Below are 18086 nucleotides of genomic sequence, written 5' to 3'. Positions count from 1 at the left end.
CTAGTGCAGGAAACGGCTGATGAAGCCGCCCGAACGCGCCGTCTCGCGCTGCATTGCGCCGCCGCGCTCGATCAGGGCCTTCATGCGGGCCAGGTCGTCGTCCATCTGGCGCTTGGGGTCCGAGCCGATCAGGGAAGCGATCTGGTGGCCGATCGCACCGGCCGGCGGGGTGTACGACATGCGCACCGTCACGCGCGTGCCGCCGCGGCTGGGCTCGAACTGCACCGAGCCGGACTGCGGGATCTCGGCGCCCGGCTCGGTGCGCCAGGCCAGGCGGTGCGGGCGCGAATGCTCGGTGAGCTTGGCGTCCCATTCGAATTCGCTGCCGGCCGGGCCGCGCACCACCCAGTGCGAGCGTCCGCGGCCGAGGTCGCGCACATCGACCACATGTGACATGAAGCGCGGGAAGTTCTCGTAGTCCGCCCACAGGTCATACACTTCCTCGGGCGAGGCATCGATGTGCAGCGTCTTTTCCAGGTCGACGGTGCGGCCCAGTGCGCGGCCGGCGACGAGGCTGCGCAGCGGCTGGCCGCCCATGCCGCGCGCCAGCATGGCGATGCCGGCCAGGCCGATTGCCATGCCGATCGGCGAGCGGCGCATCAGCCCGTACAGGCCCAGCAGGCCGCCGCCCACCATCGCCGAATTGCGCAGTGCCGGCGTCCAGTCACCACGGCTGCCCTGCATGGACTGCTGCACGCGGCTGGCCATGTCGCTGGCGCTGTGCGTGGCGCGCGCCATGGTGTCGGACAGCGCGCTGCTGGCCTGGCGCCCGAAGCGCGAGGCCGATTCGCCAAGCGACGCGGCGCCGTCCGGCCGCCCCAGGTGGCTCACCTTGTCCCAGGCATTGCCCAGCATTTGCCCGCCCTGGCGACCCATGCCGCGCACGGCATCGGTGGCCTGGCTGCGGCGGGCGTCGCCGCGGTCGGGGTCGAGCATGTACATCAGGAGGGCGCCGGCGGCGGCGCCGCCCAGCCATTTACCAAGGTCAAGTCCCACGTCGGTCATTTGCTTCATGTTGATTCCTTTCGTCAGGGTTCGTCATGGTGTCGGCGTGGCGGCTGTCCTGGTCGCGCCAGGCCATCGCCAGCAGGTCCTGCACTTCCTCGTCGCTGGTCTGGTCAAATTCGCTGTACCACTGGCTCACGGCGCGAAAGAACATGGGCGTGGACAGGCAGACGAACTGGTCCACCCGCTGCGCCATCTCGGCCGCGGTGTCGGGCGGCGCCACCGGCACCGCCACCACCACCTTGCCGGCGCCGTGCTGGCGCGCCACCTCGACCGCCGCCATCATGGTCGAGCCCGTGGCGATGCCGTCGTCCACCAGCACCACGGTGCGCCCGCGCAGCGCCACCGGCGGGCGGTTGCCGCGGTACTTGCGCTCGCGCCGCACGATCTCGGCCGCCTCGCGCGCGGTGATGGCGTCGATCTGCGCCGCCGTCACGCCCATCTGGCCCGGAAAGCCGGGCTGCAGGTAGCGCACGCCGCCGCTGCCGATCGCGCCCATCGCATACTCTTCCTGGCCCGGCATGCCGAGCTTGCGCACGATGAGCAGGTCGAGTTCCACGCCCAGCGCCAGCGCCACGGCAAACGCGACCGGCACGCCGCCGCGCGGCAGGGCCAGCACAACCACATCGGGCCGGTGCGCATACATGCCCAGCCGCTGGGCCAGCAGCTGGCCGGCCTGGGCACGGTTCTTGAAGCGGACTTCGTCAGACATGGTCAGGCTCCCGGCACGAATGGGTGCCTGTTGGACCGTCGCCCGCGGCGGTGGTTGCGGCACACCGCGGGCGCGTTGCGTGGAGGCGCCCGCGCGCTGGCGGGCGTGCGAGCGTTACTGGATGGTCAGGCGGCGTGCCTCTGCGCCCTGTTTTTTGGGCAGGGTCAGGTGCAGGATGCCGTCTTCCAGCCGGGCTTGCGCGGTGGCGTCGTCCACCTCCGTCGGCAGCATGAAGCTGCGCAGGAACTTGCGTGCCGAGCGCTCAGAATACACCACGTTTTCGCCCTCACGCTGTTCGTTTGCCGTGCGGCATTCGCCCTCGATCGTCACCCGGTCGTGCTCGATCGAGACCTTGATGTCGTCCTTCTTAACCCCGGGCATTTCGGCTTCGATGTCGTAGCCCTTGTCGTTCTCGCGCACGTTGATGCGCGGGCTGATCGTGTCTTCCGCGCTCCAGCCGCCACCGGCGCCGCCAAACGGTGACAGCATGTCCTGGAACATGTTCTGCACGAGCCGGCCGAACTGGTCTTCAACCGAGCCCGGGCGCCAGGCCGACAGCGGGGCGCTTCTCCTGATGAGATTCATGACAGCCTCCAATCTGTTGTTGAATGACACTGAACACGCGGCGGCCAATGCCGCCACTGTCATTTATAGGGCAGTGAAAAATGTCTTTCAAGGGTCGCGACGGTGGCACCACGCAGTTCTTTTCTGGCCGATTCGCAGTACTGTCTTTGATACGGAACAGTAGGCTTGCGCGCGCCGTGAATCCCGATTTGTCCGAACGGTCAGAAGCAGCAAAAGGAGGAAACAACGTGAACGAGACATTGCTGAGATCGTGGTGGATGCCGGCCCTGCGCGGCCTGGTCACGGTGGCGTTCGGCCTGCTGGTGTTGCTCGACATTGCGCTGGTGTGGCTGGTGGCCTTGTTTGCCGCGTACGCGCTGCTGGCGGGCGCGGTGTGGGCGGCCGGGGCCTTGCACAACCGCCGTGCCGATGCGCGCTGGCGCATGCCGTTCATGCTGGGGGCGCTGGGTATCGGCATCGGCACGCTGGCGCTGGCGCGGCCGGTGCGCACCGAGCTGGTGCTCATGGTCCTGATCGGCGCGCATGCGCTGGCGACGGGCCTGCTCGACATGGTGGCGGCGCTGCGGCTGCGCAAGTTCATTCGTGGCGAGCGGCTGTTTGCCCTGTCGGCGCTGACCTCCATCGTGTTTGGCATTGCGGTGGCGGCGGCGCCGGATGCCGGGGCGGGCGCGCTGGGGCCGCTGGTCGGGATCTATGCGCTCAGCAGTGGCCTGGCGCTGTTCGTGCTCGGCATGCGGGTGCGAGCGTGGGCGGTGCGGAACATGGCGCCAGGAACCGAACTCGCGGCGCCTGCGTAGGGCTTTCGTAGGGTGGGCTCTCGAGCCCACGCGTCGGCACGCGGCACGTATCAACGCGTGGGCTCAAGAGCCCACCCTACGCCGCATGCGCGGCCGGCGCACCGGTGCGCTGCGCCGGCGTGCCAATCGCCACCTGCACCGCGTCGTCCACATCGTTCAGCCAGACAAACTGGAGCTGGCGCCGCGCTTCGTCAGGAATCTCGTCGAGTTCCTTCTGGTTGCGTGCCGGCAGCATCACGGTCGTGATGCCGGCGCGCAGCGCGGCCAGCACCTTTTCCTTGATGCCGCCCACCGGCAGCACCAGCCCGCGCAGGCTGATCTCGCCGGTCATCGCCACGTCGCTGCGCACCGGCGTGCCCATCGCAAGCGAGGCCAGCGCGATGAACATGGCCACGCCCGCGCTCGGCCCATCCTTCGGGATCGCGCCCGCCGGCACGTGCACGTGCACGTCGCAGCGCCGGAACACGTCCGGGCCGAGCCCGAAGGTGCCGCCATGCGCCTTCACCAGCGTGAGCGCGGCCTGGGCGCTTTCCTTCATCACTTCGCCCAGTTGCCCGGTCAGGATCAGCCGCCCGTTGCCCGCCACCCGGCTCGCTTCGACAAACAGGATGTCGCCGCCCACCGGCGTCCACGCCAGGCCCGTGGCCACGCCCGGCAGGCTGGTACGCATCGCCACTTCGCTTTCGTATTTGCGCGGGCCAAGGATCGCGGGCAGGTCCGGGGCGTCGATCGCCATGCTCTCGGCCGAGCCCTCGGCAATGCGCACTGCCGCGTGGCGGAACACGGCGCCGATCTCGCGTTCAAGGCCGCGTACGCCCGCTTCGCGTGTGTAATCGTCGATCAGGGCGCGCAGCGCCGCATCGGTGACGTTCACCTGGTCGGCGGTGAGCCCGTTGGCCTGCAGCTGGCGCGGCACCAGGTAGCGGCGCGCGATTTGTTCCTTTTCCTGGCTGGTGTAGCCCGGCAGCGAGATGATCTCCAGCCGGTCGCGCAGCGGCCCGGGCATGGTGTCGAGCATGTTGGCGGTGCAGATGAACAGCACCTGCGACAGGTCGAACGGCACCGCCAGGTAGTTGTCGCGAAAGGTCGAGTTCTGCTCGGGGTCGAGCACTTCGAGCAGCGCCGCGTTGGGGTCGCCATGCAGGCTGGCGCCCATCTTGTCCACTTCGTCGAGCATCATCACGCAATTGCGCGTGCCGGCCTTGCGGATGCCCTGGATGATGTTGCCGGGCAGGGCGCCCACGTAGGTGCGGCGGTGGCCGCGGATCTCGGCCTCGTCGTGCACGCCGCCAAGCGACACGCGCGCGAACTTGCGGCCGGTCGCGCGCGCGATACTCTGGCCGAGCGAGGTCTTGCCCACGCCCGGCGGCCCGACAAAGCACAGGATCGGGCTCTTGCCGTGCGGGTTGAGCTTGCGCACCGCCAGGTATTCCAGGATGCGCCGCTTGATGCGCTCGAGCCCGAAATGGTCCTGGTCGAGAATCGCGCGCGCCTGCGCCAGGTCGATCGTCTCGGCCGGCGGCTCGGCCCACGGCAGTTCGGTCAGCCACTCCAGGTAGGTGCGCAGCATCGAGTATTCGACCGAGGCCTCGGAGGTCTTTTCGAGCCGCCGCATTTCCTTGAGCGCGTGGGCCTGCGTGTCTTCCGGCATGTGGGCATGCGCAATGGCCTGGCGCAGGTCGGCCAGCTCGGTGTCGCCGCTGTCGTCCTCGCCCAGTTCGCTCTGGATGGTCTTGAGCTGTTCGCGCAGCATGAATTCGCGCTGCCGCTCGTCCATGCGCTGGCGCGTCTGTTCGTTGATCTGGCGCGACAGGCGCAACACTTCGATGCGGTGCGCCAGGTGCTCCAGCACCTTTTCCAGCCGCCGCTTCAGGTCCAGCGTTTCCAGCAGGTCCTGCTTTTCCTCGGCGCTGATGTCCATCAGGCCGGCCACGAAGTCGGCGTAGGCCGCCGCCGACGTCAAGGCCTGCAGCGCGCGCGTGAGCTCGGCCGGCACCTGCGGCAGCAGGCCGAGGATTTCGTTGGAGCGCTGGCGCAGCTGGATGAACAGGGCCTCGATCTCGGGCCGCCGGTCGTCCTGCTCGGGCAGCAGGTTGGCGCGTGCCAGGTTGAACGGGTAGCCTTGCAGGTACTCGAGTGCGCCGAAGCGCTGCTGGCCCTGGCAGACGATGTGGTGGGTGCCTTCCTGCGTGGTGACGTAGCGCACGATGGTGGCCACGGTGCCGATCCGGTGCAACTGGTCCGGCCGCGGTGTTTCGGCGGCGGGGTCCTTTTGCAGCACCACGCCGATCGGCCGCTCGCTGCGCGCGGCTTCCTGTGCGGCGGCAATCGAGGCCGGGCGCCCGATGCTGATCGGCGAAACCATGCCGGGAAACAGCACCAGGTTGCGCACCGGGACGATGAGCAGCGCGTCCGGGGGCAAGTCGAAGCGCGGCGCAGGCGGTGCGGCGTCGGTTGGGTTGTCGTTCATGGCGCGCCTTCCAGCTTGTCCAGCGTGAGGGTCAGGCAACCGTCGGCCAGCACCCGCGTGCCCAGCCGCAACATTCGCCCGGGCAGCTCGATGCGGCGCTCGAAGTGGCCATAGGGCAGTTCGAGCCGGTGGATCAGGCCGGCCGCAGCCGCCGGTGGCTGGCGGCGCTGGCCGCGCACGAGGATGGCGTGGCCGTCGATGTCGATCTGCAGCTGCTCGGCGCTCACGCCCGGCAGCGCGACCACGATGATGAACTGGCGTGCCGTTTCGAACACATCCACCGGCGGCTCCCAGGTCGGGCGCGCCTGGCCGGCGGCGCCAAGCTGGAAGAAGCGCCGGTGCAAGCGGTCCGCGCGCTCGAGCATTTCCAGCGCCTCGCCCCACATCCAGACGGTTGGGTCGCGCACATGCATGACGCTCTCCACGCGGTTCGGAAAGCGGGTTTGACCGGAGCGGGGGCGGTTCGTTCTGGACTATTCGAGCTGGCGGCGGTGAAAGCGCAAATGGTGCTCGATGAAGGTCTGGATGAAGTAGTAGCCGTGGTCGTAGCCGGGATGAAAGCGCAGCTCGAGCGGCTGGTCGGCCTGCTCGCAGGCGAGCGCGAAGTCGTCCACGTTCAGCTGCTCGGCCAGGAACTTGTCGTGCAGGCCCTGGTCGATCAGGATGCCGTTGGGGAAGGGCGTCTTCATCACCAGCATCAGCTCGGTGGCGTCGTAGGCACGCCAGGCTTCGCGCTCCGCGCCAAGGTAGCCGCCGAATGCCTTTTCACCCCACGGGCAGCGGCCGGGCGCGGCGATCGGCGCGAACGCCGACACCGAGCGGAACAGGTCCGGATTGCGCAGCGCCAGCACCAGCGCGCCGTGCCCGCCCATCGAGTGGCCGAAGATTCCGCAGCGGTTGGGGTCGGCCGGCAGCTCGCGCATCACCAGGTCGCGCAACTCCAGGATGTAGCTGTACATGCGGTAGTGGCGCGCCCACGGCTCCTCGGTCGCATCGACGTAAAAGCCGGCCCCGGCGCCGAAGTCCCAGCTGTCGGTTTCGCCGGGCAGGTTGGCGCCGCGCGGGCTGGTGTCGGGCGCCACCAGGATGATGCCTTCCTGCGCCGCCACGCGCTGGGCGCCGGCCTTGGTCATGAAGGTCTCTTCGGTGCAGGTAAGGCCGGCCAGGTAGAACAGGACCGGCAGCTTCTTGCCTTCTGCCTGCGGCGGGAGATACACCGAGAAGCGCATCGGCAAGCCGATGGCGGCCGAATCGTGGCGGTAGAAACGTTGCAGGCCGCCGAAGCAGGCGTGTTCGCTGATGAGTTCTGGCATGGTGGTGTCGTCAATGGTCAATGCCGCAAGTATGCCCTTGGCGGACGCGGCATGCCAACAGCGCACGCAATCAGACCAGGTGCAGCGCGCCGAGCAGGGCGCCCGCGCCCAGCACCCACAGGATGTGCAGGCGCGTGCGCCAGATGACGAGCATGCTGGCCGCCGACAGCAGCCCCAGGCGCCAGTTGGCGCTGCCTGTGCCGCCGGCACTGGCCAGGATCCAGGCGGTGGACAGCAGCAACGCGATCACGATCGGCGCCATGCCCAGCTTGAACGCGCGCACCGCGCGCAGTTCGCGGTTGCGGTGGCCCCATTGCGCGGCCGCGTAGGTGAGCAGGGTGGAGGGGATCATCATGCCGAGCATGGTGGTGGCCACGCCCGCCAGTGCCAGCAGCGGGCTGCCGGCGTTCATGCCCACGTGCCAGCCCATCAGCGCGACGAACAGCACGTTCGGCCCCGGTGCGGCCTGCGCCAGCGCGATCGCGTCGCTGAACTGTTCCTGCGTCAGCCAGTGGTGCTGCTCGACCAGGAAGCGGTGCATTTCGGAAGTGGTCGAGATCGCGCCGCCGACCGACATCAGCGACAGCATCAGGTAGTGCGCAAACAGGTTGAGCCAGTCGTGCCAGGCCAGCACGATGTGAAGCGGCGCGCTCGTCATGCCAGCCTCCGCCATGCGATCACGCAGCCCAGGCCGCCCAGGCCGAACAGCACCACCGGCAACGGCCAGTGCAGCAGGGCCACCAGCGCAAAGCCCACGACGACGATGGCCGCGATCCAGCCGCCCGGGATCGGGCTGCGCTTGAGTGCCGGCAGCATCTTCAGGCCGGCAGCCGCGATCAAGCCGGCGGACACGGCCGCCATCCCGCGCAGCGCACCGACCACGGCCGGGTTGCCGGCGAAGCGGTCGTGCAGCAGGGCCAGCAGGATCACCAGCACCAGCGGCAGCGCCAGCATGCCGGCCAGCGCGGTCATGGCGCCGGCAAAGCCGAAGTAGCGCGCGCCGATCATCAGCGACAGGTTGACCACGTTCGGGCCGGGCATGATCTGCGCGACCGCCCAGTCCTCGATGAATTCTTCCTGCGTCAGCCAGCGCTTGCGCTCGACCAGCTCGCGCTGGACGACGGCGAGCACGCCGCCAAAGCCCTGCAGGGCAAGCAGCGTGAAGGAGATGAACAGGTCGGCAAGCGAGTGCGGGCGAGGACGCGGTGCTTCGGCGTCGAGCGTTTCGGGACGCGGTGCGGCGGAGAAGGTCATCCGCGCATTATCGCGTCCGCCAGCCGTCCTGTCCAACCGCTAGCCGCCGCCGATGCCTTCGACGATGCGGCCGGAACCGCCGCACATGGGGCATTGGCGCCCGTCGGCCAGCTTGCCGGTGCCGTTGCAGGCCGAGCAGATGTCTTCGCCGGTGCCCGGGGTGCCCGGCAGGGCCGCGTCGCCGGGGTTGGGGGACGGCTCGGGAGTGGTTGCCATGGAAACTCCTCGCTGTGATCAGGTGGACGAGGGCATTCTAGGCATCTGTCCAACGAGGCGGCGCGCCGCTGGACAGAGTGATCGTGTGGCAACGTCGCCAGATATTTTTGGCTTCGATGGTGAGCTGATATTGACATTGAACCGTGCAGATGAATACTCGTTACCAACGCGCTACCACGCTCTACTTTTGAAGGAGTCGCGATGGATCAATCTTTGTACGAAAACATCGGCGACCCGCAAGTTGCCGTTCCTAACGTGCGGCGCGACCACCGCTGCCACGCGATCGTCGAGCACGGCATCCTGATGCAGCAGAGCGGCTGCACGGTCTCGGCGCTCGAGTACCTGAAAGCGCGCGGCGTGGCGCCGGAAGTCATTCGCCGCGTCTTGCTGGAGCCGCAGCGGCGGCGCGCGCAAAGCTGAAAGTTTCCACTTACATAAGAAATTCGATAAAAAAAATACATCGAATTCGCTGGCGCCCGGGCCGCAGGATTGCCTGGTTATGCACAAAAATTTCGTTTTTTTAACTCGCCGAGATTTTTGCGAGGCGATACCGCGGGTGCTGCCAAGTGCTTGATTTTTAATGGCACAAAATCTGCCCGTCGGATGGGCAGTTTGTTGAAACCCGCTCCAGTACGCGCTTCTGGCCTGTCAAGGGGGCGATTTTCCACATCGTTATCCACAGTGTTTGTGGATATCCGAAAAAACGCTTTTAAAACCGTGACTTAGCTTCGCTGGAGCGATGCACTGCGTGCGCTGGCGCACGGACGATTGACCGGAAGTTTGCGTTATCACAAGAAAATTTTCTTGCGATTCTGCTTGCGCTCGGCTACTGGACAAATGTACAGTTATGCCACCTGTTTCCAACACGCCAGCCGATGCAAGAAGCCGCCGTTGCCCGCGCCCCCGACGATCCGTTTGCCGCCCTCAACCCGCAGCAACGCTCTGCCGTCGAGCACGACATCGGCGCGCAGGACCCGCGCCCGCTGCTGGTGGTCGCCGGCGCCGGCTCGGGCAAGACCAATACGCTGGCGCACCGCGTCGCGCGCCTGATCGGGGCGGGCGCGGATCCCCAGCGGATCCTGCTGCTGACCTTTTCGCGCCGCGCCGCCAACGAAATGACCCAGCGCGCCGGCCATGTGCTGCAGCGGGTGCTGGGCACCGGGCTGTCGGCGGCCAGCCCCACGCTGCCCTGGGCCGGCACCTTCCACAGCATCGGCGCGCGCCTGCTGCGCGAATACGCGGGCCGCATCGGCCTGTCCGACTCGTTCACCATCCACGACCGCGGCGACTCGGAAGACCTGATGGGGCTGGTGCGCCACGAGATCGGCCTGTCGCAGGGGCAGAAGCGCTTTCCGCTCAAGGGCACTTGCCTGTCGATCTATTCGCGCGCCGTCAACAGCCGCGAGCCGCTCGACCTCGTGCTCAAATCCACCTTCCCGTGGTGCGCGGAGTGGGAGGCGCAGCTCAAGACCCTGTTCGGCGCCTACGTCGACGCCAAGCAGGAGCAGAACGTGCTCGATTACGACGACCTGCTGCTGTTCTGGGCCGAGATGGTGTCCGACCCGGAGCTGGGCGCCGAGATCGGCGCGCTGTTCGACCACGTGCTGGTGGACGAATACCAGGACACCAACCGGCTGCAGGCCGCGATCCTCACCGGCATGAAGCCGGACGGGCGCGGCGTGATGGTGGTGGGCGACGACGCGCAATCGATCTATTCGTTCCGCGGCGCCACCGTGCGCAACATCCTCGACTTCCCGCAGCAGTTCTCGCGCCCGGCCGAGGTCGTCACGCTCGACCGCAACTACCGCTCGACCCAGCCGATCCTCGATGCGTCCAACGCCGTCATCGAACAGGCCGTCGAGCGTCACGCCAAAACGCTGTGGACCGACAAGCTGTCGTCCGCCAAGCCGCAGCTGGTGCTGATTCCCGACGAAGCGGAGCAGGCGCGCTGGGTCTGCAACCGCGTGCTGGAGCACCGCGAGGCAGGCATTGCGCTGACCCAGCAGGCCGTGCTGTTTCGCGCCGCCAGCCACAGCGCGGCGCTGGAACTGGAGCTGATGCGGCGGAACATCCCGTTCGTGAAGTTCGGCGGGCTCAAGTTCCTGGAAGCCTCGCACATCAAGGACGTGCTGGCGGTGCTGCGTTTCGCGCAGAACCCGAGCGGGCGCATGGCGGGCTTTCGCGTCGCGCAGATGATCCCCGGGATCGGCCCGGCCACCGCGACCCGCCTGCTCGATGCGATGTCCGAGGCGGCCGATCCGCTGGCGGCGCTCGAGGCCTTCGCCGCGCCTGCCAAGAGCGCCGAGGACTGGCAGCAGTTCGTGGCCTTGTACCGCGCGCTGCGTGCGCCGGGGCTGCGCTGGCCGGCCGACATCGAGCTGGCGAAGAACTGGTACCTGCCGCACTTGGAGCGCATGCACGACGACGCGCCGGTGCGCTCGGCCGACGTGGAGCAGCTCGCCGCGCTGGCCGGCGGCTACGGCTCGCGCGAGAGTTTCCTGGCCGAGATTACGCTCGACCCGCCCGAGGCGACCAGCGACCGCGCCGGGCCGCCGCTGCTGGACGAGGACTACCTGATCCTGTCCACCATCCACTCATCGAAAGGGCAGGAGTGGCGATCGGTGCACGTGCTGAACGTGGTGGACGGTTGCATTCCGTCGGACATGGCCACCGGCAGCATGGAGGAGATCGAGGAAGAGCGGCGCCTGCTCTACGTGGCCATGACGCGCGCCCGCGAGCACCTGCAATTGGTGGTGCCGAACAAATTCTTCATCAAGCAGCAGTCGCAGATGGGCGACCGCCACGTGTACGCACAGCGCACCCGCTTCATCAGCCCGGCCATGCTCAGGCACTACGAAGAGTGCGTCTGGCTCGACGCCGCGACCCTGCACCAGCGTAAGCCGATGCCCGAATCGGTGCGCATGCTGGTGCGCGACCGCGCCCGCAACGCGTGGAAGTAACAGGTGGTAGGGCGCGCGTGTTGATGACTTATCCCCCGCTGTAGGAATTTGTAGGAATCTACCGCATATTTCGCTAGGACTATTTCTCTTGGATCGCGTAAGTCCTTGATTCTATTGGGGCGAAATTTTGCCTTCAGAACGGGCAAAGTGTCGAAACCCGCATGAAATCTGGGGTTCCGGCCTGTCAAGTGGGCCTTTTCCACACAGTTATCCACATTTTTTGTGGATATCGAGAAATAACGCGGAAAATCAGTAGCTTAGCGATTTTCCGTTGCCGCTTGGATATCATTCTGCAGCCGATGCAACTCGGCCAGAAAGCGCTCGGCCGCGAGCGCCGGCGCCCACGGTTCCCATGCCTTGCCGCCATACAAAGCGACCAGCGGATCGGCGGCCAGCACCGTCGAGCGGATTTTCAGAGTGCGCCGCACTTCCTGTTCCGACCAGCCGGCAATGTGCACCGCTTCGCTTGCGGCGGCAACGCGGTCGGCTTGCTTGTGCTTGCGGTATTCGCCGGGTGTCCATGCGGGCAGGCCGTAGCGCAGGAAGACGGCCTGCTCCAGCCGCTGTGTGAGCGCGCGGAATCCCTCGCCCAGGAAAGGCTTGATCACCGAGATCGCGTCAAAGCCGAGCAAACCTTCCTCGGCGTCATGCAGCAGTTCGCGCAACTCGGCTTCCGGCGACAGCGTGCCGCCGGCGGCGCGGCGCAGCAGCATGACCGTGATCGAGTGCTGGGCCACCGACAGCGGCAGTGGCCATGCGGAGTGCCCGCCCCAGCGATAGGTGCGTGCCAGGCCCAGCGCCAGGTCGGCGTCGTCCCAGTCGAAAGGCGTGGGGTCGAGCAGGTCAAGTCGTTTGCCGGAGGGCATGCGCACCCAGGCGCGAGTCGGCTGGGGCATCAGTTGGCGGTGCAGGTCTTCGTCATCACAAGATTTTACACGCCGCACCCGTCGCCATGGGGTGGGGTGGTGGTCGTCCTCGGCGTGATAAAAAAACAACATCAGCCTTTGTCGCGGAAACACTTGTTGCCAGCCGGACCGTGTTTCTATAGTCTTTTGGCAACTTTCTGCTCAGGTCACTGTTGGTCTTCTCATCGGAGGAATCATGTGCTGCTGGCGTCTTGTTTTCCCTCTCTTTCTCGGAGCGTTCCTGTCTGGTTGCCATTCGATCCCAACCAAAGAAGAGCGGGCTCGTCTCGACAGCGCAAGAGAGCAGTGTAATTACGTGAACCTGGGCGGCGCACAGCTGACCCTGAAAGCGGTCCCGGTGGTCAATGGCAAAAGCCTGAACGAGATCACGGCGAAGCTGGGTAACAATACCAAGTCGGACTACGCGCTGTTCGCCGCCCTGTGGCATCAGGACGCCTGCATGATCCAGCGCCTGGCCCCGTCAATGGATTTCAACAAGGTGTCGCAATGGGACGAGATCATTGCGGACGCGTTTGCCGCGGTACCGAACCAGATTCCAGGCGACCACGCCGCCAAGCTCGAGACGATCCGCAAGTTGCGAAGCGAGTATTTGGCGCGGCTGGACGGCAAGGACAAGACGAAAGGGCCATTGATGCCCGATTATCTCTACCTTGCTGCCATCCCGGCGGATAACTTCCTGAACATTACTGAATTTCACTCGGAAATCGCGCTTCCCGATGGCGCCGTCATCAAGGGAACAAACCTGGCGAAAAGCGCACTGAGCGCCGATCTTGGTCCGGGCGAGTTTTCCAACGAGGTGCGCCCGGCGCTGCAGGTCATACGATCGAATCTCGCCGCTTATGCCTTGGGCCACGCTACGGAGCAAGAGATTCTACAGGCCACTGTCACGTCGATCTTTAACGTCGCGACCAACAAGGTCCGGCTCGCGGAGCAACCCGCCGGCCCCGCTGGTGAGACAAAGACACCCGCGAGCAGCCAGCCGGTGACCGCAGGTGCAGCAGTTCCGGCCACGCCGGCCAATGCGGCTGGCGCGACCGCGGGCGCGCAGCCCGCCCCGGCGGCCGGTTCGTAGCGCGCGATGGCCGCCACCAGTCTCGCCGTCGCCATCCCGCTGGCCATTGCCGTCTATTCGGGGTGGCAGCAGCACAAGGCATGCATTGGCGACCAGGACCCGCGCCCGGCCGTGGAGAGCTTTTGCTCGGGCCTCAGGCAGTCCCTCAACGAAACGTGCTCGGCCATGCTGGCGGTGCCTTTGCCGGGGAATTACTTCCAGTTGAAGCTTGGGGAGACGATCAAGCCGGTGAAATTCGACGATTTCACCAAGGAGACGATCCGCGAAACGTACAAGGCGTGCACGAATTTCTGGGGCGGCGATCCGGCATGGAGCTACCCGCGATTCCTTGCGTACATCAACGAGCGCGCCTCGGTGCTGGATCTGTTGCTCGCCCAGGTCAAGCTGCCGGCGACCAGGGCGCAGACCTTGGACGCGCTGGCCGGGCAGGGCGCCAGCCCGGCGGTGGCACCCGAGCCGGTTACCAAGACGATCGACAACATATGCCAGGCAACAGGCGGCTGCCCCGAGGGTGGGGCGGGCGCGCCTGGTCAGGGGCTCAGCGAGCCCGAGGTGAAGCAGATCGTCAATACCGAGGTGGCGCAGCTGGGCGCGGAGCTGCGCGATGCGTTGGACGCCCGCGTTGCGCGGGCTAACGCACGGGTTACCGACCAACTGGTCGAGATGCGCGTGGTGCTGAAGGATATCCTGAAAGGGCACGGCACGCCGCCGCCCGGCAAGCAGCTGGTGGCGGAGGTGGCATTCGACACCGGCAAGGCCCAGATCAGTCGCCAGGACTGCGACGGCTTGGCGCGCCTGGTTGCGTCCCGCTGGCAGGCGGGAGCCGAGATCTCGGTGATCGGTTCTGCCGACTACCGTGGAACCGCGGCTGCCAACCAGCACCTGAGCGACATGCGCGCTTCACAGGCAGCCGCTTGCCTGTCAAACCATGAGCGCTTGCGTGGCGTTCCGGTGCACGCGCATGGCGACGGTGTCCTCGGAACCCTGCCGTCGAGCATGAGCCTGGCGCGCAAGGCCGCAATCTACATCGCAACGCCGGTCGAGCGCACGGCGGAATAGTCATCGACAGCGATATTGATTTAGGCAAACACAGCGCTAGATCGACAACAATACACTGGCCTGAATGCAATCCTTAGTGGGGAGGGCAAGATGGCACAGGTCCAGAAGATCGCGATCCTCGGTGGGGGCGCGGGCGCACTGGCGGCGGCGTTTTACCTGAGCGGGCAGGCGGGATGGCGCGAGCGCTACGACATCACGATCTACCAGCAGGGCTGGCGCCTGGGCGGCAAGGGCGCGAGCGGACGCAATCCCGGTCTGGCGCAGCGCATCGAGGAACATGGCCTGCACATCTGGTTCGGCCACTACGCCAACGCGTTTGCGCTAATGCGCGCGGCCTACGCCGAGCTGGCGCGGCCGGCCGACGCGCCGCTGGCCACCTGGGCCGAAGCCTTCCACCCGCAGGACTACATCGCGCTGGCCGAGCAGGCCGGGGCCGGCTGGCAGTTCTGGAACCTGGTGCTGCCGCGCCGCCCTGGCGAGCCTGGCACGGGCAGCGATCCGGTCACGCCGTGGGCGCTGGCGCTGGAAGCGATCCGCGCACTGCGCCACTGGCACGACAGCTTGCGCACGCTGGCGCCGGGCGGGGTGGAGGACGCCGCGTTCGACACCCTGCTGTCGCTCGCGCACGGCATGCCGCGCCACCCGCGTGACCACACCACGCATGACCGCGCCGCGCTGGGCCGGGCGCTGGAACGGGTGCGCGGCCATATCGACAGCTTGCGTGCGCTGTCGATCGACGGCGGCCAGGTGCAGCGACTGCTGATTGCGCTCGATATCGGTGCGACCGTGCTGAAGGGGATGCTGGCCGACGGCGTGTTCACGCGCGGTTTCGGGGCCATCAACGACGAGGACCTGCGCGCCTGGCTCACGCGGCATGGCGGCGATGCGCGCCTGTGCGTGGACTCCACGCCGATCCGCGCATTGTACGAGCTGCTGTTCGCGTTTGAAGACGGCGACCCGGCGCGCCCCAACCTGGAAGCCGGCACCGCGCTGCGCTGGATGCTGCGCATGGCCTTCGCCTACCGTGGCAGCGTGATGTACCGGATGACCGCCGGCATGGGCGACGCCGTGTTCGCCCCGTTGTACCAAGTGCTGGCACGGCGCGGCGTACGGTTCGCATTCTTCCATCGGGTCGAGGAACTGGTGCCCGACGACGATGGGGTGGGCGAGATCGTCCTGACCGAGCAGGCGATACTGCGCACCGGCCGCTACGATCCCCTGGTGGAGGTGAAAGGCCTGCCGTGCTGGCCGGATGCGCCGCTGTGGGGCCAGCTCGACGCAGGCCAGGCCGCGCTGATGCAGGAACACCGGGTGGACCTCGAATCGTATTTCAGCGACTGGCCGCGCATCTACCGCGAAGCATACGGTGCGCCGCTGCCGCGGCGCGTGCTGCGGCGCGGGCGCGACTTCGACCATGTGGTGTGCGGGATCCCGGTCGGCTCGCTGCCGCTGGTCGCGCCGCGCCTGCTGGCAGCCAGCCCGGCCCTGCGCGCCGCCGCCAATCGCTTGCGCACCATCGCCACCCAGGCCTGCCAGGTGTGGCTCGACCGCAGCGTTGCCGAGCTGGGCTGGACCACGCAGCCGAATGGCCAGCAGCCAGTGCTCACGGGCTTCAGCCAGCCCTACGATACCTGGGCGCCCATGGACCAGGTGCTCGCGCGCGAGGACTGGCCGGGCGGCGCCGCGCCTTCCAGCGTATCCTATTTCTGCGGCGTCTTCCCGGCGGGCGAACTGCCGCACCAGTCCGACAGCGCCTACCCGGCGCGCAGCAACGAACAGGCCAGGCAGAACGCGATCGAACTGCTGGCCGGGCGCATCCGGGGCTTATGGCCAGCGGGCTTCCAGTGGCAATGGCTGCACGACCCGCTGCAGGCGCAGGGACAGGCGCGCTTTGACCGCCAGTTCTGGCGCGCCAACGTCGATCCGTCCGAGCGCTATGTGCTGTCGGTGGCGGGCAGCAGCGGCTACCGGCCGGTGGCTGGCGGCTCGGGGCTGACCAACCTGTACCTGGCCGGCGACTGGCTGCGCACAGGGCTGGACTCGGGCTGCGTGGAGGCGGCGGTGATGGGCGGGATGCAGGCGTCGCGCGCCCTGTCCGGCTTTCCTGCGGTGGTCGAGGCCGAGAGCGATTTCCGCGAAGGAGGCGGCACATGGGCGAGCACCTGAACCGCATCGAATGCGACGTGCTGGTGGTGGGAGGCGGCATCAACGGCGCGGCGATCGCGCGCGACGCCGCCGGGCGCGGCCTGCGCGTGGTCCTGTGCGAAAAGGACGACCTCGGGCAGCACACCTCGTCCGCGTCCAGCAAGCTGATTCACGGCGGGCTGCGCTACCTCGAGCACTATGCGTTTGGCCTGGTGCGCAAAGCGCTGGCCGAGCGCGAGGTGCTGCTCAAGAGCGCGCCGCACATCATGCGGCCGCTGCGTTTCGTGATGCCGCACGATAGCGGCCAGCGGCCGGCCTGGATGATCCGCGCCGGCCTGGTGTTGTACGACCGCCTCGCGCCGCGCGAATTCCTGCCCGCCTCGGAGAGCGTGGACCTGATCGGGCATGCGGCCGGCAAGCCGCTCAAGCGCAGGTTCGCGCGCGGCTTCGTGTATTCGGACGGCTGGGTGGACGACGCGCGGCTGGTGGTGCTCAATGCGCTCGATGCCAGCGAGCGCGGCGCCACCATCCTCACGCATACGCTGTGCAGCGCGGTGGAGCGCCACCCAGGCCACTGGTCGGCCACGCTCAAGCACGCGCTGGGCCAGACCCGCGTGAACGCGCGCTGCCTGGTCAATGCGGCCGGGCCGTGGGCAGCGCGCTTCCTGCACGGCGCAGCCGGCGCGCAGGGCGGCGCGCTGCGGCTCATCAAGGGCAGCCACATCGTCGTGCCGCGCCTGTTCGAGCATCAGTACGCCTACATCTTCCAGCACCCGGACGGCCGCATCGTGTTCGCGATTCCCTACGAGGGCGCGTTCACGCTCATCGGCACCACCGACGTGGACTATCGCGGCGACCTGGACAAGGTCGCGATCAGCGCCGACGAAACGAGCTACCTGTGCCAGCTCGCCAACCGCTATTTCGTGCGCCAGATCGGCCCGGGCGACGTGGTGTGGAGCTATTCGGGCGTGCGGGCGCTGGTGGAGGATGCGGCGTCGAGCGCGGCGGCGGCCACGCGCGACTACCGGCTCGAGCACGACACGCACGGCGCGCCGCTGCTGTCGGTTTTGGGCGGCAAGCTCACCACCAGCCGCAAACTGGCGGAGCAGGCGGTGGACTGGATCGCGCCGGCGCTCGGTCGGCGCGCGGCGGCGTGGACGGCGCAGGCCTGCCTGCCGGGCGGCGACCTGATGGGGGCGCAGCCGGCCAGCCGCGCGGTGCTCGAATTCGACCTGTGGGTCAAGCGCCAGCAGGCGCGCTATCCGTGGCTGCCGCCCGCGCTGCTGCTGCGCTATGCGCGCGCTTACGGCACGCTGATCGAGGTGTTGCTGGCAGGCCGCAAGTCGGTGGCCGACCTGGGCGAGGAGATCGCGCCGGGGCTGTACGCCGCCGAGGCCGAATACCTGTGCCGTCACGAGTGGGCCGCGAGCGCGGAAGACATCCTGTGGCGGCGTTCCAAGCTGGGCCTGCACCTGCCGCCGGGCGCGGCGCGCCAGCTCGATGCTTGGCTGGACGCGCGCCACCGGGCGCAGGCGGGCGCGGGCGCGCCTTAGAAAACCCGCCTGGCTGTCA

The 18086-nt window shown here is 67.5% G+C and carries 17 protein-coding genes; 7 read left to right on the top strand and 10 right to left on the bottom strand.

All coding sequences use genetic code 11. The features are described from left to right. From NX774_RS01845 to NX774_RS01835, 3 genes are all read right to left on the bottom strand, one after another. A complete protein-coding gene (locus NX774_RS01845) occupies window positions 1-1014 on the bottom strand; it encodes an SRPBCC family protein (RefSeq protein ID WP_258820445.1) in 1014 nt (337 codons plus the stop codon). Further along, the gene (locus tag NX774_RS01840) at window positions 986-1717 is read right to left on the bottom strand and encodes a phosphoribosyltransferase (protein WP_258820444.1); all 732 of its coding nucleotides are present in this window, start codon (window positions 1715-1717) and stop codon (window positions 986-988) included. The genes NX774_RS01845 and NX774_RS01840 overlap by 29 nt, the downstream gene beginning before the upstream one ends. A gap of 114 nt (window positions 1718-1831) precedes the next feature. Further along, complete coding sequence (locus NX774_RS01835; protein ID WP_258820443.1) at window positions 1832-2302, bottom strand: Hsp20/alpha crystallin family protein; 471 nt, start codon at window positions 2300-2302, stop codon at window positions 1832-1834. 227 nt (window positions 2303-2529) lie between these two features. Between NX774_RS01835 and NX774_RS01830 the strand changes: the two genes are divergently transcribed. Next, a complete protein-coding gene (locus NX774_RS01830; RefSeq protein WP_258820442.1) occupies window positions 2530-3099 on the top strand; it encodes an HdeD family acid-resistance protein in 570 nt (189 codons plus the stop codon). A gap of 76 nt (window positions 3100-3175) precedes the next feature. Here NX774_RS01830 and lon read toward each other — a convergent pair whose 3' ends face one another. From lon to NX774_RS01800, 6 genes are all read right to left on the bottom strand, one after another. Beyond that, on the bottom strand, window positions 3176-5569 hold the full coding sequence (lon, locus tag NX774_RS01825; RefSeq protein ID WP_258820441.1) for an endopeptidase La: 2394 nt from the start codon (window positions 5567-5569) through the stop codon (window positions 3176-3178). Next, the gene (locus tag NX774_RS01820) at window positions 5566-5982 is read right to left on the bottom strand and encodes an Hsp20/alpha crystallin family protein (RefSeq protein ID WP_258820440.1); all 417 of its coding nucleotides are present in this window, start codon (window positions 5980-5982) and stop codon (window positions 5566-5568) included. Before NX774_RS01820 ends, lon begins: the two co-directional genes overlap by 4 nt. A 60-nt stretch (window positions 5983-6042) precedes the next feature. After that, window positions 6043-6882, bottom strand: a complete 840-nt coding sequence (gene fghA, locus NX774_RS01815) for an S-formylglutathione hydrolase (protein WP_258820439.1) — start codon at window positions 6880-6882, stop codon at window positions 6043-6045. A 70-nt stretch (window positions 6883-6952) separates the two neighbouring features. Next, on the bottom strand, window positions 6953-7540 hold the full coding sequence (locus NX774_RS01810) for a chromate transporter (RefSeq protein WP_258820438.1): 588 nt from the start codon (window positions 7538-7540) through the stop codon (window positions 6953-6955). Then, window positions 7537-8136 carry a chromate transporter gene (locus NX774_RS01805; RefSeq protein WP_258820437.1) on the bottom strand — a complete coding sequence of 200 codons (600 nt, stop codon included), beginning with the start codon at window positions 8134-8136 and terminating at the stop codon, window positions 7537-7539. The genes NX774_RS01810 and NX774_RS01805 overlap by 4 nt, the downstream gene beginning before the upstream one ends. Before the next feature lie 39 nt (window positions 8137-8175). Then, window positions 8176-8352, bottom strand: coding sequence for a hypothetical protein (locus NX774_RS01800; RefSeq protein ID WP_258820436.1), 177 nt, complete (start codon window positions 8350-8352; stop codon window positions 8176-8178). Between the two features lie 201 nt (window positions 8353-8553). On the opposite strand from NX774_RS01800, the gene NX774_RS01795 reads away from it, so the two are divergent. Both NX774_RS01795 and NX774_RS01790 read left to right on the top strand, forming a co-directional pair. Further along, window positions 8554-8772 (top strand): hypothetical protein, encoded by a 219-nt coding sequence (locus NX774_RS01795; protein ID WP_258820435.1) that lies wholly within the window; start codon window positions 8554-8556, stop codon window positions 8770-8772. 455 nt (window positions 8773-9227) lie between these two features. After that, window positions 9228-11312 (top strand): ATP-dependent helicase, encoded by a 2085-nt coding sequence (locus tag NX774_RS01790; RefSeq protein WP_258820434.1) that lies wholly within the window; start codon window positions 9228-9230, stop codon window positions 11310-11312. A gap of 257 nt (window positions 11313-11569) precedes the next feature. On the opposite strand, the gene NX774_RS01785 is transcribed toward NX774_RS01790, so the two are convergent. Continuing rightward, on the bottom strand, window positions 11570-12208 hold the full coding sequence (locus NX774_RS01785; protein WP_258820433.1) for a phosphohydrolase: 639 nt from the start codon (window positions 12206-12208) through the stop codon (window positions 11570-11572). A gap of 325 nt (window positions 12209-12533) precedes the next feature. Between NX774_RS01785 and NX774_RS01780 the strand changes: the two genes are divergently transcribed. The 4 genes from NX774_RS01780 (at window position 12534) to glpD (ending at window position 18067) form a co-directional block, all read left to right on the top strand. Then, window positions 12534-13310, top strand: a complete 777-nt coding sequence (locus tag NX774_RS01780) for a hypothetical protein (protein WP_258820432.1) — start codon at window positions 12534-12536, stop codon at window positions 13308-13310. Between the two features lie 6 nt (window positions 13311-13316). Next, entirely contained in the window at window positions 13317-14369 is a 1053-nt protein-coding gene (locus NX774_RS01775; protein WP_258820431.1) for an OmpA family protein, read from the top strand. A 90-nt stretch (window positions 14370-14459) separates the two neighbouring features. After that, a complete protein-coding gene (locus NX774_RS01770; protein WP_258820430.1) occupies window positions 14460-16535 on the top strand; it encodes an NAD(P)-binding protein in 2076 nt (691 codons plus the stop codon). After that, entirely contained in the window at window positions 16520-18067 is a 1548-nt protein-coding gene (glpD, locus tag NX774_RS01765; RefSeq protein WP_258820429.1) for a glycerol-3-phosphate dehydrogenase, read from the top strand. Before NX774_RS01770 ends, glpD begins: the two co-directional genes overlap by 16 nt. Window positions 18068-18086: the final 19 nt, after the last annotated feature.

The sequence above is a fragment of the Massilia agilis genome, assembly GCF_024756255.1.
GTDB lineage: Bacteria > Pseudomonadota > Gammaproteobacteria > Burkholderiales > Burkholderiaceae_D > Telluria > Telluria agilis.
This window is presented reverse-complemented; position numbering and strand designations above follow the sequence as displayed.